The organism is Pseudanabaena sp. 'Roaring Creek' (assembly GCF_001402795.1).
Taxonomy (GTDB): Bacteria; Cyanobacteriota; Cyanobacteriia; order Pseudanabaenales; family Pseudanabaenaceae; genus Pseudanabaena.
The window spans coordinates 13,028-31,383 of record NZ_LIRE01000767.1 but is presented as its reverse complement, the minus strand read 5'-3'; the positions used below and the strand labels follow the sequence as shown (position 1 = coordinate 31,383).

Below are 18,356 nucleotides of genomic sequence, written 5' to 3'. Positions count from 1 at the left end.
GTTTTAAAATCACAAAATGGCTACGCCATTTTGTGATTTGGTATTAGAGATAGATATTTTGGCAAATGCCGAAGAGAATGGCGATCGCCATTCTCTTCGGCATTTGATCGCCTAAGCAATTTGTTTAGTTGCCCTTAAAACCTGTAAACTTCCCCCCGCATAGAGTCGGCTAGATGTAACTTGAAATCCCGATTGGCTTAAAAGTTGGTGGAGGTCAGTTTGGAGCAATTGCCATGCAGTTTCTGTCTCAAACAACCATAGAAAAGTGGCAATCGGTAACCAGAAAAGGGGGTTAGTCGGACGATGGAAATCAATAATGATAAATTGACCTTCGGGAAGCAAAATCCGATGGACTTCTTGAATGATTTGTCGTAACTGTTCTGATGCCATCTCATGCATCGCCGTATTTGTAACCACCAGATCGAAAGCGCGATCGCTAAAGGGCATTTTTTCGGCAAAGGCTTCTACATACTGAGCTTGGGGCACATTTCGTTTGGCGCGTTGGATCGCGATCGGGGAGGCATCTAACCCCGTCACATAATGAAAATGCTTGACCATTTCATGGGTTGCTTGCCCTGCTCCGCAACAAAGATCGAGAACTTTTGCTTCGGGGTTAATTGGCAAATCCTCTAAAAACAAACGGTGAAAGCGTTTTTCCCCACCTACAGCGATCGCTGCCAAAGCAGAAACCATGTCATAAAACCATTGATAGCGATAACTCCAGTCCCGAAATATTGTAGTCATTGATTAATTGCCATTAATTTGCCATTGATCATTATTTATAGCGGTTTTCATGTTGCCTACGGCAACATGAAAACGCAAATTCTGCTTAGCTACTTAATCCATCCTCTCGAAGGAAGGAGTCTCTATCCACTTTAAAAGTTCGCTGGATAGATTACACCTTGTTCTAGTAGTTGGATTAATGCAGACATGTTTAGTTAAGGCTTTAGCGATCGCTTTTTTCTCTAATCCTTCTCCATGAACACCTTCATCAAACAATACTTCATCGGGCAATAATTGATATGCAATTTGGAAGGATACGGGGCTCAGTAAAGTTGGCGTAAGCTCTATGGTAATGCGATCGCCACAAAACATAGGTTTAAAAAAATCAATACTGGCATGGGTAACGGGAACGGCGATCTCCTTGCCACTAAAAAAGGCTCTGAGATTAATTCCTGACATTACCAATGAAGCCTCATAGGCCTCATGGCAGAGCGATAAGCCATTGGCAAAATAAACGACTCCTGCCGCATCCGTGTCTTGAAAATGAATTGAGCGATCGTAAGTAAATGGTTTATGCATAGTCCTAACGAGCAATCGGTTGAAGCACAAGTTGAAGCACAAGTTGAGGCACAAGTCGAGGCACTTTGTGCTTCAACCCATCTCTATGCTCGCTCCATCACTTGAGCCATCCGATTGATTTTGACCATTAGCTTGTCGAAGTCATCGAAAGTAAGCGACTGAGGACCATCGGACAAAGCCTTCTTAGGATTGGGGTGTACTTCAATCATCAGGGAATCGACACCCGCAGCGATCGCCGCCAAGCTCATCGATGGCACGTAGTCCGACCAACCCGTCCCATGACTGGGATCGATCATAATGGGTAGGTGGGTTAACTTACGCAATACGGGAATTGCAGCTAAGTCTAGAGTATTACGGGTATATTCGCGATCGAAGGTACGAATACCGCGTTCGCAAAGGATCACTTGAGGATTTCCCTCAGCAAGGATGTACTCTGCTGCCATCAGCCAATCATCGATCGTCGCGGCTAGTCCTCGCTTTAGCAAAATTGGCTTATTCTGTTTGCCTACCTGCTTGAGCAAGGAGAAATTCTGCATATTTCTCGCACCAATTTGCAGCACATCAGCAACTTCCGCAATCTTATCAATGTCCGCCGTATCCATTACTTCCGTAATAATTCCCAATCCACTCGCTTCCCTTGCTGCTGCCAATAGAGATAGAGCGCTTTCTCCATGCCCTTGAAAGGCGTAGGGCGAAGTACGGGGTTTATAGGCTCCGCCTCTTAGGAACTGCGCACCTGAGGCCTTCACTCGCATCGCAGTTTCCACAATCATCTCTTCATTCTCCACCGAACAAGGACCCGCCACTACGACTAAGGGAGAGTTTTCGCCGATCGCAATATCGCCATTGGGGGTAGGCACGGTAACAACGCTAGATTCATTCTGACGATATTCACGACTAGCCCGTTTAAAAGGACGCTCCACCCGCAAGACGGTCTCAATGGCAGGGCTTAATTCTTCAATACGATGGACATCAAGGTTGGCGGTCTCACCAACCAAACCCAACACGACCTTGTGTTTCCCCACAATTTTTTCGGGAGATAATCCCCAGCTAGATAGTTCATCGCATATCCGCTCAATTTCTGTTGCAGATGTACCGATCTTGGTTACTACGATCACGGCTAGTCTCCTGCTATTTTCCTTGCAATGTTATTAATTATACCAAGCTCGCCCATTGTTACCTTCGGCTTACATAAACTTGCCCGTTCCCTTCCCAGTCAAGAAATAGCGCTGCGGGGCAAAGCCCCGCAGCGCTATTTCTTAGCTTTATGGCTTATTTGGCAACTACACGAATCACTTTTTCCGATCGCATGAGATCGCTTTCCCCAGCAAAAATAGAGCGCCCTTGACTATTGGGTACCTCTAGGGGAATCGCGCCTAGGGGCATTTGGACGGTTCTTAATCCATTATCGCGGTCTTGACCGATCAAGAAGGTGACGGGTAAATCAAGGCGAGGGCTAGCGATCGCTGCCATGCTGACTAAGCTGTCAGTGCGCGATTGGAACTTAAAGCATTGCGAACCGATCGCCCCCCTGACCGCAGAACGAATGTTTGCCGCTGCTACCCGTTTAGCGAAGCCTTCCGCCGTAATCAGGATTAGTTCCGAACTGGGATACTGTTGTAAATCAAGAATCGATACGCCGATCTGCGTTTCCGAGCTTCCCAACCTTAGGGCGATATTTCCTGCCGCCGCACGCCCCACGGTAGGGATTTGGGTTTCATCAGCTTTAAGGCGAAGAATTCTCCCTGCGGAAGTGGCGATCGCTAATTCCTGTTCTAACCCCACAATATCAGCCCAGAAAAGCGCATCATCATCCTTAAATTTGGCGGCAATTAATCCTCGTGCCGTCATGTCGGCAAATTCGGCTAGTGGCGATCGCTTAATTTTGCCTTGACGGGAAAGCAGTACTAAGCCTTCCGTAGATGCTGGATTCTTTTCCCAAATAAATTGGGACACGATGCGATCGGTGCTATCGGGTAGCAACGTAATTAAAGGCGTGCCGCGACTTTTACCCTTGGCGATCGGCAGATTGCGCAGGGCAATGGGAAAGGCTCGCCCCGCATCCGTCAGTACCACCATTTCGCGATCGCTACGGGTATCGCAGGAAGCGATCGTGACATCATCACCGAGATCGACCAATTGAGTAGCTTTAGAATTACTTTCTAAACCCTTAATGTAGCCTTTATGGGTGAGTTGAATCGTGACATCTTGGGGCTCCGCAACGGGGATATTCAGCTCGGTCGTCAGAGAAATAAGCGGCACTTCGATGGTCTGCGGTTGCTTGCCTGTTGCCGATTTAGTTGTAGATTTGGTTGTAGATTTAGTTGCTGATTGGCGATCGCTCGTTTTTTCGGTTTCTTGATTGGTAGCTTTTGGAACTTTCGTAGCAGTTTTGTCCAGAAAATTCTCCGTTACAACCCCCATCTCAAGGGTTTGTTGATTGCCGTTATCCGTATTTTTGGACTTAGGAGTTTTTGAATTGCCTTTAGGCATCTCCGCCTCATCCTCGCCCAAAGGCTCCTCAGGGCGATTACTTAAAAGCTGCCAAGCAAGATGCGTCCGTCGTTGATCGCTATGCCTTTTTTTATGATCGCGTAGTTCTTTCTTCAAAAATTTGACTAACTCTCGCCGATCTCCTAGCAATTTCTCAAGTCTCGCCACTTGCTGTTGCAACGTCTCCAGCTCATCGCGGATCTTTTGTTGCTCAATGGCAGTGATCCGACGCAAAGGCATCGAGAGAATCGCCTCAGCTTGGGTTTCCGAGAGGGAAAACTCCGTCTGGAGATCGGTTTTGGCAAGAGCGCTGTTATTGGCAAACCTTAAAATCCGAATCAAGCGATCGAGGTCTTGGAGAACGATCGCTAGCCCCTCTAATAAATGGGATTTTTCTTGGGCTTTTTTCAACTCATAGCGAAACCGTTTAGAAAGAGTCTCTTCGCGAAAAGAGAGAAACTCTTGCAGCAATTCGCGCAGACTCATCTGCTTGGGCTGCGAGCCTTTGAGGGCTAACAGAATCACCCCGAAATTTGATTGCAGAGCGGTTTGACGATAGAGCTGATCGATAATTACTTCTGGCGCAATATCCTTTTTGATTTCAATGACAACACGCATTCCCGCGCGATCGCTTTCATCACGGATATCGGAAATCCCCTCAATTTTGCCATTATTCACCAATTCCGCAATTTTCTCGATCCATGCCGATTTATTCACCTGATAGGGCAACTCGGTCACAATAATGGCTTGTTTTTGGCGCTTGCCCGTACCTTTACCACCAAACTGCTCTACCGAAGCAACGCCCCGAATCGTAATGCTCCCGCGTCCAGTTAGGTACGCCTCGCGCACGCCCTCCTCATTCATAACAATCCCGCCAGTCGGGAAGTCAGGGGCAGGGATTAAACTCAATAACCGATCGTCGGGTAGATCTGGATTTTCGAGTAAAGCGATCGCCCCATCAACGATCTCGCTCAAATTATGCGGCGGGATATTCGTCGCCATGCCCACGGCGATCCCCGTCGAGCCATTGAGCAACAGCATGGGTAACTGAGCGGGCAGTACCGCTGGCTCCTGCTCCGAACCATCAAAGTTATCGACAAAATCGACAACTTCCTCCTCAATTTCACTCAGCAAAGCCTCATTGCCGATCGCCGCCAACCGACATTCGGTATAGCGCATCGCCGCCGCAGGATCGTTATCCACCGAGCCAAAGTTGCCATGTCCTGCCAGCAAAGGATATCGGCTCGAAAAATCCTGTACCAAGCGTACGAGCGCATCATAAACCGATTGATCGCCGTGGGGATGATACTTACCCAATACATCACCGACGACACGGGCACATTTACGAAAGGGGCGATCAGGCACCAGCCCTAGCTCATGCATTGCATAGATAATCCTGCGGTGCACGGGTTTTAGACCATCACGGGCATCGGGCAAAGCACGACCAACAATCACGCTCATCGCATACTCTAGATACGATCGCTGCATTTCAGTATGCAATGAGGTTGGTATAATATTTCCCCCATTAGACTCCAACCCGAAATCTAACTGTTGCTGCCCTTGCTTTGCCATAAAATCTACGAACGCTGTACAAGATAATCACGATAACAAAAACAATGTAACAGCAAAAACAAGTCGTGTAGTGTCTTTGCGTTTCACCAGTGCTGTTTTTTCCCCTTATGACCGAGGTATAGGCAAGGACATAAACCCCAAAACAGTGTTGCAGCGCAGAGCGCTGTAACACTGTTTTGGGGTTTATATTTAATTGAGCCTATAGCAATAAAAAAGATAGATAGGACTAATGAAACCCCAAAGGACAATTGGCGGCGCTTTGCGCCGCCGATTGTCCTTTGGGGTTTGGCATAAACTAGGCAACATAGTAGAGATCGCACTTCTGATATAGTGGTCAGCAATCTTTGCCGACTTAGTTTTAAGAACTCAAGTTTTAAGAACTCAAAATGTCTGATGTAGTAATCCAAGTCGAAAATTTAAGCAAGAAATACATTATTGGTCATCAAAAGCAAGAAAGTTATCGGTCTTTGCGAGAGGCGATCGCCAATGGCACTAAAAACTTCGCGCAAAGTTTTCTCAGGAAAGATCGCTTTCAACCTCATGAAGTCAAGGAAGAATTTTGGGCGCTCAAGGATATATCTTTTGAAATTAAGCGCGGCGATCGCGTAGGCATCATCGGGCGCAACGGCGCAGGCAAATCCACCCTCCTCAAAATCCTCAGCCGCATCATCGAACCCACTGCTGGGAAAATATCGATTAAAGGACGAGTTGTGAGCCTTTTAGAAGTTGGCACTGGCTTTCATCCCGAACTAACAGGTCGAGAGAATATCTACCTTAATGGTGCAATTTTGGGAATGAAAAGAAATGAAATCAAGAAAAAATTTGACGAAATAGTCGCCTTTGCCGAGGTAGAAAGATTTTTAGATACACCAGTTAAAAGATATTCTTCAGGAATGTATATCAGGCTGGCTTTTGCCGTTGCCGCCCATCTCGAACCAGAGATTTTAATTGTTGATGAAGTTTTGGCTGTGGGAGATGCCGCTTTTCAAAAGAAATGTTTGGGAAAAATGGAAGATGTCGGTAAACAAGGAAGAACGGTTTTATTTGTCAGTCATAATATCGCCGCCGTTGAAAAACTATGCGATCGCGGAATTTTGTTAGCAAGTGGAGAGCTTAGATATGTAGGCGATCGGACAAATGCAATTACTAAATATCTATCGAGTCTTACAAATAATGTAGTCTCTCTACGCGATCGCCAAGATCGCCAAGGAACTGGGGAAATCAAAGTAGTAAGTATTGATATTAGGGATGAAGATGGCAAAAGTTTGGACGTTGTAAAATCAGGACAGGATATTAGTATTTACCTTTATTTTGAAACAAAACTACTTAAAAACGATCGAATTCTTGCAGGAATATCTTTTAAAACTAACCAAGACAATCCAGTATTTTTACATCATAGTAGACTTACTCAAAACACTCTAGATATCGCCTATGGACATGGTGCATTTGTATGCCAAATCAAGAGATTACCTTTACCATCATCTGTATATAGATTGAGCTATAGTATAATGCCAAACAATGGAAGGGATGGAAGTTATTTTGATTCAATGGATAGTGCTATTGATGTCACAGTTGTGGATGGAGATTTCTACAATTCTGGTGAGGTTCCACCGATTTCCCACGGAGTTAGTTTAGTTAATGCTTTATGGCACTCAGAAAATTATGGACTAGCCAAGATTTAGTCAACATTTAAAAATAGTTATAGAAAATATTACATAGCTATTAAGTAAGTGGACTTAATTAAATATACAACCCTAACACCTGCGGCGCACGCTGCGCGTGCGCCGCAGGTGTTATATCTGGATTTTAATTATGCTGAAGTAGTTATACCAATTCACTGAAGTGAGCCAACACTTCAGTGAATTAAAAAACAAAACCAGTAAGGTTTTGAGATTTTCAAAATGGCAGTGCCATTTTGAAAATTGGTATTAGTTCATTGTACAAGTTTAATATCAATCCACGAAAATGTTGTCACACTTTCGTGGATTAAAACCAAATGTAGTAAGAGTTTTCAAGTTAAGAAATGGCTACGCCATTTCTTAACTTGGTATAATATATTAGTTTATTGATATTAGTTTATAGTGAGTGAAAATTGAAGTTATGGAATGCAGAAGCAGTTGCTCGGACGATGGAGAATATCCAGATTTCTGCTTTCAAGCAGCTAATAACGATTTTATCTATAACAGTTTCAGAAGGCATCCAGTCTATACAAAGATTGTGGAAACTGTATCCAAACAAGCTGGGAAAGATTATCTTCAGCTTTCTCTTTCCAAACAAAGCGAATTAGCAAATTACCTTCCAAATTTTGTGTCTAGCGAAAAAGTCGGTTCTCCAAACACTTTTCCCTACAAACATAGTTTTTTTTCTCCTAAGTATAGTTTCTCTCCCACAACCTTAAGATACATTAATGTTTTAAGCGATCTGCTACATTTTTTCGGTGACTTAAATGGCAAACGCATTGTGGAAATCGGTGGTGGATATGGTGGACTTTGCAAAATAATTTCTGATTTTTATCGCGTCAATTCCTATACATTGATCGATCTACAACCATGCTTGCAACTTAGCAAAAGATTTTTAAATGACCTTTCAGTACCTAACGTAGAATACCTAACTGAAGAAGAGTTAAGTCATAACAATGAGTATGATTTAGTAATTAGTAACTATGCCTTTAGCGAGATCCAACGGGAAATTCAAGATGTATATATGGAAAAAATTATCCAAAAATCTCAACGAGGCTATTTACTCTGTAATTTTGCCAGCCACACTTGGGATAGCAATCAGATGTCTGGGCAAGACTTTAAGCAAAGGATCGATGGCGTAGTATTATTTAAGGACGAGTATCCTTTGAGTCAACTAGATAGGGCTTGCGGTATTGAATTAATAGTTTGGGGGATAGAAAAATTGCTAAGAGCCAAAAATAATGCATGTTGAAGAGTGCTGTTTTGCTTTACTAAATCATATTCTCCCCGAAGTTGATAGTGATAGATCGGGGTTAACCATCGATATTGGGGTAGGCACATTTGCTTTTTACTGCTTGCTTTTTAAACAGCTAGGGTTTACTTCGATCGCCGTTGAGCCAGTCCCCAATGACGAACTAAAACAAATTTGCGATCGCGATGGCATCAAATTATGGGAAAGCTGTATCACTGAGACAGATGGGATGGTTAGCATTTATATGGGAACTTGGAAAGGCTCTGAGAACACAAATCTTTGCTCAACTCGTTCGGATTGGTGGGGAATTGAGAATAAATCTAAACAAGTTATGTCGATGACCTTACCTACACTTCTCAAGCAAGAACTAGTAAACGAGATAACTTGCATGAAAATAGATATTGAAGGGACTGAAATTGATGTGATTAATCAATTATTAGATATTCCCGATATCCTATTGCCACTAGTTTTAATGTTTGAGTATGGGGGAGGCGATCTCAAATCTAGTAAGCAAGGTGGATGGAATTCTGATATTTATAGCGGTACTCTTAAATGTTTAGAAGTTTTGCGGGTTCTAGATTATAAAGAGATAATTTTAATCGATTCTGCTCCTGACTTCTCTGCAAACATTTATGATTTATCCAGTATTCATTCTTTTGATGAAATATTTCCAGAATATGCTAACTATGGAAATATAATTGCTAGCCGCGATCGCATTTTGAGCCAACTCGATTTAGATAGGATTACGTCTAAATTTATCTCTACCAATGCAAGCAATACTTCTATCCAACCAAATATAAATGTAAATACAAACATAAATAAAAATATATTGACAAGGGTATTAAATAAAATAAAACGATATTTCTCTTGACATTTACGATGCTAATTTTTCAGCAATCAGGTCGATTGGGCAATCAGATATTTCAGTATGCAGCACTTCGTCAACTATGCAGATCTGAAGAAGAACTCATACTACTAGGATTTAGCGAACTTCAATCAGTTTTTACAGGAATAAAAGCCAAAATAATCAACAGTAATAGTCCTAGATGGGAAAGGGCTATTTATTACCGAATCTACAGAGCCATGTCATTCTTAGCTCAGAAAAAAATTATTACAACAATCAAGGAATCCAATAAACGTCCAGAAATAATATTGGATTTTGGGATATCCAAAGAAATCTTCTTTGCAGAAAAAGCCTACTTTCAAAGTGAATTATTTTTCCAAAGAGAAACTATCGACATATTGAAATTAAGACCAGAATTATTGTCTTTTGCTCAACAATTATTATTGAACTTAACTCAAGGAAGAACATCTATATTTGTTCACATTCGGAGGGGAGATTATCTAACATGGAGAACAAAGTCACATCCCGCAGTTTTACCAGCTTCCTATTATCAAAATTGTATTAATATAATTTGTACTAAAATTCATGATCCATTTTTTGTGTTCGTCTCAGACGATCCTTTTTATGTCAAAGATGTATTTGGAGATTTAGAAAATGCCTATATTTCCTATGGATCGAGCATAGAAGATTTTGCTGTAATGACTCAATGTAAAGGTGGGATCCTGTCCGCAAGTAGCTTTGCTTGGTGGGCTGCATACTTAGCAAGAATGAGTCAGCCTGATTCATTTTTTTTAGCCCCAAAGTATTGGATCGATCATCGCTTAAGTTCTTGGTTCCCTAGTTTTATTGAATCTAGTTTTTTAGATTACGTAGATGTATATAGCAATCCTAAATGAGTTGTGAGAGGCTTCGACTTTGCCCAGCGATCGCAAATAAATACAATTTTAGTTTCCCATAAAATCATTTTAAATAATTCTTTATGTCCTGTTCCACTGCTGTCGTATTCTTTATATTTCGTCGCCCAGATTTAACTGCGAGAGTATTTGATGTTATTCGTCAAGCTCAGCCCACTAGATTATTCATAGTTGCAGATGGTTCCCGTAATGAAAACGAAGAAATCTTATGTCAAAGAGCTAGGGAAATAACGGAGAAAATTGACTGGAGTTGTGAAGTTTCACGAAATTACTCAGACATCAATCTAGGATGTCGCGATCGCATTTATTCAGGAATAAACTGGGTCTTTGAGTATGTAGATGAGGCAATAATTTTAGAAGACGATTGTCTCCCGCACCTTTCATTTTTCCAATACTGCGAAACTCTTCTTAAACATTATCGCGATGATCAACGGGTTATGACCATTAGTGGTAGTAATTTTCAAGACGGGAATAAGAGAACTCCCTACAGTTATTACTTCTCAAAATATCCCCATAGCTGGGGATGGGCAACATGGCGAAGAGCTTGGAAACAGTGTGACTTGCACTTAGAGAACTGGCTGGAATTCACAGATTCAGGACTACTCAAACAAGTCTTTAGTGATGAGTACGAACAGCAATATTGGTATAGAATTTTTGAACGGATGTGGTCAGAGCAACCCAAAGATATTTGGGACTATATGTGGATTTTTTCTTGCTGGTCACAGGCAGGATTAACGATCCTACCAAATGTTAATTTGATATCAAATATCGGTTTTGGTAAAAACGCCACCCATACTTATATTGAGAGCCATCTTGCTAATATGGAAATTGCTGATATTGGGATAATCTGCCATCCTCCTTTTGTGGTTAGACATAGGGAAGCAGATTGTTATACTTTCGATCATGTATTCGGAGGGAAATCTATAAAAGAACTAGCTAGAAAAAATAATAGCTTTATCGGTAAAACAAAAAGTAAGATCCGACAATTAGGAAGTAAATTCAAATCTTTATTCGCTATCAGAAAGACAATTTAAGATAATTATAAAAACTGTTTGACTATGTGTTGACTATGTATCTAGGGATAATTAAAATCCAGATCTAAAACCTGCGGTGCAAGCTGCGCTTGCACCGCAGGTTTTAGGGTTTTATATTTAATTAAACTCAATTACTTATGTGTTGACTATACAAAGTTCATATATGCGCTTTCAAAAATGAAATATCTTAATCTGGGTTGTGGCAAACGATTTCATCCATCTTGGACAAATATTAATTTCTCATCTACAGATAAAAATGTTATTCCCTATGATTTAAAAAAAGGAATTCCCTATGCGGATGAATCATTTGACATAGTTTATCATTCTCATCTGTTAGAACATCTATCAAAAAATGAAGCCAAAGCATTTACGAAAGAGTGCTATCGAGTCTTACGCCGTCAAGGGGTGTTGCGCGTAGTCGTACCAGATCTCGAACAAATCGCGAGACTGTATATCAATTGCTTAGACAATAATGGAAACAACTTTCTGGAACACGAACAAAATTATGAATGGATATTACTCGAAATGTACGATCAAACGGTAAGAAATCAAGCTGGAGGAGAAATGATTAATTTTCTTTCTAGGAAGGATATTCTTAATCAGGAATTTATCATTAAACGTTGCGGCTCTGAATTTAAAAGTATTATATTAGCTTCTCAAAAAACAGATCCTCAAAAAACAGTCGTTGATGAAATCTCCATAAAAAAGCTAATAAAACATCTTTATCGTCTATTGCGATATCCTGAATATCGCCATCAAGCCTTACTTAAACTGATCCTTAAACCTATGGAGTTAGAGGCATTGAACATCGGTCAGTTTAGGCAAAGCGGAGAAGTTCATCAATGGATGTATGATCGCTATTCGTTATCTAAACTATTACAAGAAATTGGGCTAGAACAAATAGTAAAGAGAACTGCCCATGAAAGCTACATATATAACTGGACAAGCTTTAATTTAGATACTGAACCTGATGGTTCGATTTACAAACCAGACTCCCTGTATATGGAAGCGATCAAGCCATCCCTATGAATATTCTACATATTAATCAATCCGATATTGGTGGTGGAGCAGCTATAGCTGCCTATCGCCTGCATCAAAGTTTGCTTGCTAAAGGAGGGATGAGTTCTAAGTTACTGGTTGGTGAGTCCTTAATTTCCGATCCTAGAGTAGATATAATCCGACAGAATATCCATTTAAACAAACAGTTATTTCGCTTTAATGGCAGATTGGGTTTACTTTATATCAATATCTTGAGCACATTTAATATTCCTAATCATCCCTTTTATCAAGAAGCCGATATTTTAAACTTTCATAATCTTCATGGAGCAAATAGTTGGTTTAATTATTTAGCTATTAGCAAGATTACCCAAAATAAGCCAACCGTTTTTACCCTACATGATATGTGGGGATTTACGGGACATTGTGCCTATAGCTATGATTGCGATCGCTGGAAATCTGGCTGTGGCAAATGCCCCTATCCCAATATCTATCCATCCATTTATCGGGACAATACCAACCTTGAATGGAAACTCAAAAATTGGGTTTATAGTAAATCAAACTTAGTCATAGTTGCGCCAAGCCATTGGCTAGCCGAACAGGCTCAAGCCAGTATGCTCGGTCGATTTCCCATTCACCACATTCCCTATGGTATTGATACAGATGCTTACCGACCTTTAGATCGGCAATTGTGCAAAGCCGTACTAGATATTCCTCAGGACAAAAAAGTGCTTCTATTTGGAGTAACTAGCCTTAAAGATCATCGCAAAGGAGGAGATTTATTATTAAAGGTTCTACAACAATTGCCCCAATCCCTGAAATCCAATATAGTGCTCCTTACTTTTGGTAATAGCAATGAAGCCTTTAGGTCAGAATTGGGTATGCCCATAATTAGCCTGGGCTATATTAATAGCGATCGCTTGAAGTCTATTGCTTACAGTGCAGCAGATCTATTTATCTTGCCCACGCGTGCCGATAACTTGCCGCTGGTATTACAAGAGAGTATGTCCTGCGGTACGCCAATGGTTTCGTTCGATATTGGTGGCGTAAAGGATATAGTGAGACCTTCGATCTCAGGATATTTAGCAACCCCAGAAAATACCGAGGATTTTGGGCATGGAATTGTTCAATTGTTAGAGGATGACAATCTAAGGCTAAACATGAGCAAAAACTGTCGAGCGATCGCTCTTGAAGAATATCCTCTGCACCTACAATCTGATAGATATACAGAGTTGTATCAACAAATTCTTCTATGAAAAAGATTATTCAAGCAATTTCATTTCAATTAAAAATAAAGCTCCGCAGCCTCGGATGGCGAAGAATAAACTATTCACACTTAAATCATTTAATTCACTATTTAAATATTAATTTTTCCAGAAAAGATGATTCAAAAAAGTTTATTTTCCCAAATGATGAATTGCTAGCACAACAACTAAGTTACGAGCTAACAAACTATAGTCCTTATCGCCATCAAGAATTTGTAATCGAAATTCAAGAACCTGTAATTATAGAGCCGCTCATGGGTGGAGTAATCGCCAGAGGTAATACAATAGTTGACGACTGCTATGCCTTACCTGAAGGGAATGAAGTGCCGCTACCGTACTTACCCATAGCAATATATAAAATGAATCAATCCACCTTAAATTTCCAAGAAGCTATTTCTCTCCGCCATCCATGGGGAGACAACAACTACTTTCATTTTTACAATGACATTTTACCCAAGCTAGGATTATTATTAGATCTAAACTTATTGTTCAATCGCCCCATAATCGTCAGCAAAAAGCTCTACAACACCTCCTATTTCCAGAGTGCAATTCAACAGGCAAGACTTAAAGATCTTCATTGGATTATCCAAGACAAAGAATACATAAGAATAAGCAATTTGATTACCATTAGAGCCCATGAGCTAACCCCTAAAGGAGTCGAAAGAAATCTCAAACTTTTAAATATTACGGAAATCAATAAAAGAAAAAACAGAAAAGTATTTCTTACGCGTACTTCTAGTAACCAAAGGAACCTGACTAATCGTGAAGAAGTAGCTAAAATATGTCTTGAATTAGGCTTTGAATGTATTGATTGTGGCAAACTATCGCTACAAGAACAAATCGAAATATTTGCCAATGCCAGATATATTGTAGGCGAGCATGGTGCAGCCTTTGCCAATATTATTTATCGTAATAGTGGATGTTTAGATATATTAGAGATATTTCCACCCCATCATATTTCCACCTGTTATTTTGTCATTTCCCAATGTTTAGGCTTTAGTCATTATGTCTATCGATGTCAAATCGGTTCTAGAGACTCATACACTCTCGAACCAATTAAGTTTGAGAGAATGTTACAACAGATTTTACTATCAAATTAATTTTGTGGTGATTAGCAATGAGATTAACATTAGAAACAAGTCTATCTAAAGCAATTAACAGGGAAATAGCCGCTTGGCGGAAAATATTTTTGGATAGTGAAACCTCTTTGCAAGAGAAGATTTTTAAAGGCTGGAGACAGATTATTAGCTATGCCTACAATATCTATTGGCGTACTGGTAATGAATGCGAACAGTGGATAAGAATTGTCATGAATCGCGAAACTACCATACTAATTGAAAATATCAATCCTGCGGAGTTAGATGTTTTAGAAATATCTGGGAAAGAATGGCAGAAGTTTCCTTTCCGATCCTATAAAAGCCTGAGTTATCCAGATTTAGATATTTGCAGTCAAAAACTGGAGGAAAAATTTGATTTGATTATAGCCGAACAGGTTTTTGAACATCTACTATGGCCCTATCGCGCTGGAAATAACGTATATGATATGGTGAAGCCAGAAGGTTACTTTTTGATTACAGTACCTTTTTTAATTAGGATACATCACTGTCCAGTTGACTGTACGCGATGGACGGAAACAGGATTAAAATATTTTTTGGCTGAATGTGGATTTCCTCTCGAAAATATTCAAACTGGTTCTTGGGGCAATCGGCAATGTTTAATTTCTCATGCTAAAGATGGTATTTGTGAATATTATATTAAGTATTGGCATAGTCTTAAAAATGAAGAGTTATATCCTGCAAGTGTTTGGGCGTTAGCAAAAAAATAAACGGTTATGATACTCAATGTAAATTCAAAATTTCAGACCTTGAGGAATTTTTTAAAGCGTATCAAATCAAAAATATTTCCATCATTTTTTGGGAATTACAATGAAATTAACTTGTCTTTTGAAGAACAATGCAATGCAAATATTTCCTTCTCTCAGTTTGGTGAAGATCTACTTGTCATCCGTTTTTTACGTAAATTAGATCCCCAAAAAGGTATCTACGTAGACTGCGGCGCGTTCGATCCTATAACAATCTCCAATACCTTACTTCTTAATAAAAAAGGCTATAAAGGAATAAATATAGATCTAGACCAAGACAAAATAGATAAACTTAACAGATATAGACCAAATGATTACAATGTTTTAGCTGCTTTATCAGATTCAGAGCAGGAACTCAAGCTACTTAGATATTCAGGTCGAGCAACCAATAGAATTATCGGTTTAGAATCTTTAGAAACAAATTCTATTATCGGGGAGCAGCCTCTACAGGAGGAAATCATTACAACTTCTTTATTAACTAATGTGATCGAATCTTCTCCCTTTGCCAATCAGGAAATTCACTATCTAAATATAGACTGCGAAGGGCATGATTTAAACGTTCTTAAGGGATTAGATTTTTCTAAGTATTCACCTAAAGTGATTTCAGTTGAGGTTCATAGTGAACCCTACCCAAATGCTATTCAAGAATTTCTTTTTGTTCGAGGATATCATCTAGTTGCCATGACTGATGGCAATAAAATTTTTGCATCAAAAGACTTGCAATGGTAGACATAATCTATGTATAAAACAAATGAAGCTAATTCTATTAATTGATATTTCTACTTGGAAAGGTCATCATAGGATCTACTTTCAAAAAGTTTTATTAGCTCTAATACAGGAAGATTTTTATGTTTATGCTTCATGCGAAGATAATGTAAATCTCAATAAATGGATACGAGAATTAAAACTACAAAACTGCCAAGTATTAGATTCAAATCTTTCATTTATAGATAAGTCTATCTTTAAAATATTATCTTTTATTGATAGTATTTGTTTGAGATTATACCCAAATACATATATTCAATACACCTCGATTGTCAGTCTGCTATATACCAAAAACCTATTAAAACAAATTGGGCAGCAGACACCTGTTTTTTTTACCCATGCCGATTCAGCCATTCCTTCTGTTCCAAGTTGGTTTGCCAAATTACTGTTACCGACACAATGGCTAGCCCTTTATATTCAGCCATCGTTTCAAGCCCAAATATCATGGGGAAAAAGAAAAAGTCGGCAAAGGTTTCTAGCAGAACAACTGTTTTCACTCCCTTCCTGTAAAGGTGTACTTTTACTTCATCCAGTTTATACGAGATTTTTTAGGCTGCGATTTCAACAAGACAAGTTTTTCTTGCTGCCAGAGATAATTGATGTGGCTGTCGATCCCAGTTCTGAAGTTGCCGATCGCATCAAAGTTTTAGCTAATAATCGCAAAATTATTTCCATCACTGGCTCTTTGCTTCCCAAAAGGAATTTAGAACTATTTTTGCAATCAGTTCAAAACCTAAACCCAAATAATTATTTTATTCTTATCATTGGTCATTTACATCTTCCTAACTATACTGAAGAAGAATTAAAAAGAATTAATGAACTTGCATCAAACCTATTGAATAACTCTTATATTAGGTTTGATTACTACATTGAAGAAGAAGAAGAATTTAATCGACTCCTAGAGATTTCAGATGTGATTTACCTTCAGTACTTAAACCATTCCCATAGCAGCAACATCCTAGCTAAATGTATAAAACTTAGAAAGCCTGTAATTGTAGGCAGTGGCTATATCATGCAGAAAATAATTAATACCTATAGTTGGCAATCCATAGTGTCTGAAAAGGTCGATCAAATCTCTGAATTGATTATTAATCTTGGCAATCATTTTGAAATTGATGAGGTTAAGTATGAGCTATTTTTAATGGATCACTCTGAAGAGAGGTTTAACTTAGCAATTCAAAAAAGCACCAAAATGTTAATTTACAGCAATTATCGATCAAACGAACCACAAGAAAATTTTTGAAAGTGTTGCTTCGCAACGCTTTCAAAAATTTCCCTTGGTTTGGTTTTGAGGGCAAAGCGCTGTAATACCTGACAATCATATGAAAATACTTTATATCAATAAAATAGAAACCAATGCAGGTTGGGGATTTGAAACTTTTTTGTATGAATCCTTAATCAAAATCAATATTGAGACAATTTGTCTTGACTATCAAAAAAATGCCTATGCTTTATCTAAAGCTCTTCTTGAGATCGATGAAAACTTCGATGCAGTACTTTTAGAACGAGGTTGTGGTTATTTAATCCCTTTGAGTGTTTTAAAGTCTATTCAACGACCAAAATTTTTATTATTTACGGAACTGGTATCCCGCAACGTCAATCAACATTATTTACTCAAATCAGGGATATTCGAGCATGTTTTTTTTAGATCTTTGCCTTGTATGCAATGGGTCGCAGATAGAGGATGGCTTGCCCATTCTCAAATGAGTCTATTTCTGAGTGCGATCGATCCCGAATTTCATCGCACGATCCTAGATATAAAGAAAGATATTAATATCCTTTTTGTTGGCACATTATTACCCAGACGCAAAAAGATTATTGATGATTTACAAAAAGAGTTTGCAATTGTAACTTCCAATGCTTTTGGTCTAGATATGGTTAGCATGATCAATCGCGCTAAAATCATTTTAAATATTCATGGAGAAAACTTCTTAGATACTGAGACTAGAGTTTATGAAACTCTTGCTTGTCAAGGTTTTTTATTAACTGAAAAGCTTTCTTCCGAAAGTCCCTTTACCAATAATCTCCACTTAGTAGAAGCAGAAGATCTTGATAATTTAAAGAATCAAATAAGATATTATTTAAAGCATTCCCTAGAAAGAGAGAGAATTGCGAGATCAGGATATGAGGAGGTTATAGCTTGTCATACTTTTGGAAATCGGGCAGAACAAATTAGACAAGTTATTGAGAGGGGTAATAGTCTTTTATTTAGCAATACAGATCCCTTAAAAAGAAGTATTTTAAAACATACCCGCCATTATGAATTATATTACCAGATTAGGGATCTAACCTTAGAAATCCTATGTAAACATCTAAGTATAATCAAACAAATTTTATTTTATAAAATCAAATTAATTAATAAAAAAGCTGGAGATTAAC

General features: G+C 39.2%; 16 protein-coding genes. 12 read left to right on the top strand and 4 right to left on the bottom strand.

The annotated features are described in order from the left end of the window. Window positions 1–111 precede the first annotated feature (111 nt). The 4 genes from AC805_RS24115 to AC805_RS24100 all read right to left on the bottom strand — a co-directional run bounded on the left by AC805_RS24115 (window position 112) and on the right by AC805_RS24100 (window position 5,367). On the bottom strand, window positions 112–744 hold the full coding sequence (locus AC805_RS24115; RefSeq protein WP_055077771.1) for a class I SAM-dependent methyltransferase: 633 nt from the start codon (window positions 742–744) through the stop codon (window positions 112–114). A 93-nt stretch (window positions 745–837) separates the two neighbouring features. Beyond that, window positions 838–1,302 carry a thioesterase family protein gene (locus AC805_RS24110; RefSeq protein ID WP_055077770.1) on the bottom strand — a complete coding sequence of 155 codons (465 nt, stop codon included), beginning with the start codon at window positions 1,300–1,302 and terminating at the stop codon, window positions 838–840. 83 nt (window positions 1,303–1,385) lie between these two features. Beyond that, on the bottom strand, window positions 1,386–2,420 hold the full coding sequence (gene aroF, locus AC805_RS24105) for a 3-deoxy-7-phosphoheptulonate synthase (protein WP_055077769.1): 1,035 nt from the start codon (window positions 2,418–2,420) through the stop codon (window positions 1,386–1,388). A 154-nt stretch (window positions 2,421–2,574) separates the two neighbouring features. Next, window positions 2,575–5,367, bottom strand: coding sequence for a DNA topoisomerase (ATP-hydrolyzing) subunit A (locus AC805_RS24100; RefSeq protein WP_055077768.1), 2,793 nt, complete (start codon window positions 5,365–5,367; stop codon window positions 2,575–2,577). A 386-nt stretch (window positions 5,368–5,753) separates the two neighbouring features. On the opposite strand from AC805_RS24100, the gene AC805_RS24095 reads away from it, so the two are divergent. The 12 genes from AC805_RS24095 (at window position 5,754) to AC805_RS24040 (ending at window position 18,355) form a co-directional block, all read left to right on the top strand. Then, the gene (locus AC805_RS24095; RefSeq protein WP_055077767.1) at window positions 5,754–7,049 is read left to right on the top strand and encodes an ABC transporter ATP-binding protein; all 1,296 of its coding nucleotides are present in this window, start codon (window positions 5,754–5,756) and stop codon (window positions 7,047–7,049) included. 418 nt (window positions 7,050–7,467) lie between these two features. Beyond that, complete coding sequence (locus AC805_RS24090) at window positions 7,468–8,298, top strand: putative sugar O-methyltransferase (RefSeq protein WP_055077766.1); 831 nt, start codon at window positions 7,468–7,470, stop codon at window positions 8,296–8,298. Further along, on the top strand, window positions 8,288–9,169 hold the full coding sequence (locus AC805_RS24085; protein ID WP_055077765.1) for an FkbM family methyltransferase: 882 nt from the start codon (window positions 8,288–8,290) through the stop codon (window positions 9,167–9,169). The genes AC805_RS24090 and AC805_RS24085 overlap by 11 nt, the downstream gene beginning before the upstream one ends. Window positions 9,170–9,177: 8 nt before the next feature. After that, window positions 9,178–10,038, top strand: coding sequence for an alpha-1,2-fucosyltransferase (locus AC805_RS24080; protein ID WP_055077764.1), 861 nt, complete (start codon window positions 9,178–9,180; stop codon window positions 10,036–10,038). Between the two features lie 83 nt (window positions 10,039–10,121). Further along, window positions 10,122–11,090: a hypothetical protein gene (locus AC805_RS24075; RefSeq protein WP_055077763.1), complete on the top strand. Its 969-nt coding sequence runs from the start codon at window positions 10,122–10,124 to the stop codon at window positions 11,088–11,090. 177 nt (window positions 11,091–11,267) lie between these two features. Next, window positions 11,268–12,119, top strand: a complete 852-nt coding sequence (locus tag AC805_RS24070; RefSeq protein WP_055077762.1) for a methyltransferase domain-containing protein — start codon at window positions 11,268–11,270, stop codon at window positions 12,117–12,119. Further along, the gene (locus AC805_RS24065) at window positions 12,116–13,342 is read left to right on the top strand and encodes a glycosyltransferase family 4 protein (RefSeq protein ID WP_055077761.1); all 1,227 of its coding nucleotides are present in this window, start codon (window positions 12,116–12,118) and stop codon (window positions 13,340–13,342) included. The genes AC805_RS24070 and AC805_RS24065 overlap by 4 nt, the downstream gene beginning before the upstream one ends. Then, window positions 13,339–14,451: a DUF563 domain-containing protein gene (locus AC805_RS24060; protein ID WP_055077760.1), complete on the top strand. Its 1,113-nt coding sequence runs from the start codon at window positions 13,339–13,341 to the stop codon at window positions 14,449–14,451. Before AC805_RS24065 ends, AC805_RS24060 begins: the two co-directional genes overlap by 4 nt. Window positions 14,452–14,468: 17 nt before the next feature. After that, a complete protein-coding gene (locus AC805_RS24055) occupies window positions 14,469–15,176 on the top strand; it encodes a methyltransferase domain-containing protein (RefSeq protein ID WP_055077759.1) in 708 nt (235 codons plus the stop codon). A gap of 6 nt (window positions 15,177–15,182) precedes the next feature. Next, window positions 15,183–15,941 carry an FkbM family methyltransferase gene (locus AC805_RS24050; RefSeq protein WP_055077758.1) on the top strand — a complete coding sequence of 253 codons (759 nt, stop codon included), beginning with the start codon at window positions 15,183–15,185 and terminating at the stop codon, window positions 15,939–15,941. A gap of 22 nt (window positions 15,942–15,963) precedes the next feature. Then, on the top strand, window positions 15,964–17,220 hold the full coding sequence (locus AC805_RS24045) for a glycosyltransferase (protein WP_055077757.1): 1,257 nt from the start codon (window positions 15,964–15,966) through the stop codon (window positions 17,218–17,220). 79 nt (window positions 17,221–17,299) lie between these two features. Further along, window positions 17,300–18,355 (top strand): glycosyltransferase, encoded by a 1,056-nt coding sequence (locus AC805_RS24040; RefSeq protein WP_055077756.1) that lies wholly within the window; start codon window positions 17,300–17,302, stop codon window positions 18,353–18,355. The last annotated feature ends 1 nt before the right edge of the window (window position 18,356 follow it).